Origin of the sequence: Bartonella sp. TT29SHDZB (genome assembly GCF_042193395.1) — a bacterium.
Lineage (GTDB): Bacteria > Pseudomonadota > Alphaproteobacteria > Rhizobiales > Rhizobiaceae > Bartonella.
In genome coordinates, this window is the sequence record NZ_JBHILQ010000065.1 from 1 (window position 1) to 2,621 (window position 2,621).

General features: G+C 41.7%; 1 pseudogene. It reads left to right on the forward strand.

Annotated elements, in window-relative coordinates:
• Window positions 1-2,621 (forward strand): annotated as a pseudogene (locus tag ACFIJJ_RS09390) (hypothetical protein); the annotation flags it as partial.

Consider the following 2,621-nt stretch of genomic DNA (forward strand, 5'->3'; position numbering starts at 1 on the left):
GAATTAAAACGTTCTCGTTTTTCTTTTGTTAAAGTTCTTTCGTTGGCTATAGCGGCTACATTCTTATCGAATGTTACGCCTGTTTTTTCAGCAAATCCTGATTTTAGAAACACGTTTCTTGAGGGTGTAAAAAGTGCTGGTGTATCTTATCCACAAAGCCTTCTCTCTGTTGCTGGTTTGAATGCTTCTGATGATTACGCAAATTTTTTAACCAAAACCCTTTCTGGTAAGAGAGATAAGAGTCCTATCGTAAATGTTCTTGCGGAAGATAGCAAAAATTTATTGGTAAGAACCCTAGGTACAGACGAGCAATATAAAAAGTCTCTCATTAGTCCACGGTCGCTTGTTCGTGATAGCTCTACAACCCAACCGTTTGCAGGGAATAATGAGAATGCAACCCCTGTTAATGTTTCTGACTTTTTGCGGGGCGGAACTGCAGGAATGCAACGTTCTCCAAATAACAATGTTATTTTAGGTAGTGGGATTAATTCTACAGAAAGCAAGTGGGGTGTTTTTATCGGTGACGATGTGGTTGGTGGTGGTTCTGGGAGAGGTACATACGGTTCTGTTGTTATCGGGTACAGTGCAAAATCTGGTAGTGGTTGGAATGCTGTTATTGGTTATATGGCAGAGTCACCTAAGGGCGCGTATGGTACTGTTGTTTTGGGGCGGGGGGCAAAAACGGAAGGCATTTATAGCATTGCAATCGGTGGTGTTGGAACTGGTCCTGGATCTGGAATACAGGATATTGATGTACAAAATAGAGTACTTGCAGCTGGTGATTATGCAATGGCTCTTGGTTACGGCGCGAAGAATTATGCAGAAAAGGGGATTGCTCTTGGTTACAATGCATCTGTAACAAAGGAGGCGCTGTATAGTATTGCTATGGGTAATCAGGCAAGTGGGATAGGTGAATCTAGTATTGCTATAGGTTCTATGTCTTACGCTTTTGCTCCAAGCAGTATCACAATAGGTGCCAGTTCTATAGTTTCTGTACAAGGTGGTGTTGCTATAGGAAGTAATGTTCTCGCTGATAGGGTTCTAGGTCTTCCAGGATATGCTTCTTCGCTGCAGGGGGAGACAAAAAGCACTGAAGCGCAATGGAAGAGTACGCAGGGTGCCGTTAGTGTTGGTAATTCTAGTACGGGCGTGACGCGGCAGATTATAGGTGTAGCAGCTGGTAGTGACCCTACTGATGCAGTAAATGTTGTACAGTTAAAAGACTTAGAAAGTGTCGTGAGAAATGGCGGTTGGAAACTATCTGTTGGGGGTAAGGATGGTAAGAGCGTTATCATGGACAGCGCGGTAGATTTTTCCGCTGGAAGTACAAATCTTACGATTACAAAAGGCAAAGATGACAATAATATAAAATTTGATCTAGCTAAGGAAATCGCAGTCAATAAAGTAACTGCAGGAAGCAGTACCTTAGACGCAACGGGCTTAGTGATTGCCAATGGTCCGAAAATAACCACCGGAGGTATTGATGCTGGAGGTAAAAAGATAACTGGAGTGGCAACGGGTACTGAAAGCACCGATGCGGTGAATTTTGGACAACTGAAGGAAATAAAAGAACAAGTAGCAGCCAGTAGTTTTATTAAACAAGATGCGCAGACGAAATATATCACCATTGGTAAGGATACAGATGGCGATAAAATCACGATTGCCAATAAAGATAATAAGACCAGAATTCTTTCTGGCGTTGCATCTGGCACGGACGAGACTGATGCCGTGAATGTTGCGCAGTTAAAAGCTCTAAAAAACTCTATAACTTCAAGTTGGGATCTCTCTGTTGATGGTGCAGATACGACAAGTGTTGATTCAACCAACCCAATGGATTTGGCAGCTGGAAGTAGCAACTTAAATATTACAAAAGGCAAAGATGACAATAAGGTAAAATTTGATTTAGCAAAGGACATCACACTAGAGAGCATAAAGGCAGGTACAAATACCTTAGACGCAACAGGCTTAGTTATTACAGGTGGTCCGAAAATAACAACTGGTGGTATTGATGCTGGCAATAAAGAGCTAAAAGGCGTTAAAGATGGGGCGCTCTCAGTAGGATCGACAGAAGCGGTAAATGGTTCACAACTTTTTGCAACAAATAATGAAATTGCTGATGTGAGAGACAGTATTCTTGTTAAGCAAGAAGAAGGGATGGCGTTAAGTCGCAGTTTCCGTGCTGAGGGATCAGGTGTTATCACCATTGGGAAAGGAACTGGTGGTACTGAAATCAGCATTCTGAATAAAGATAATGGGGCAAGGAAAATTTCCGGTCTATTAGGTGGCGCTCTCAGTGCAAATTCAGATGAAGCAGTCATTGGTTCTCAGTTGTTTACTACAAATCAAAATGTTACAACTGTAACAAGTGATCTCAAAACAGCATCTGAGAATATAGCCAAGTATTTTGGTGGTGGCGCTAAATATGAAAATGGCGCTTGGACTGCTCCTAAATTTACTGTTAAGTCTGTTAAAGATGATGGCGAAACAGAAAACAAAGAATATCCTGATGTAGCTGATGCACTTGCAGGTGTTGGAAGTTCTATCACGAATGTTCAGAATAAATTGACTGAACAGGTTAATAATGTGATTACCAAAGTGGAAAGCGAAAGCTTTGTTCAGCA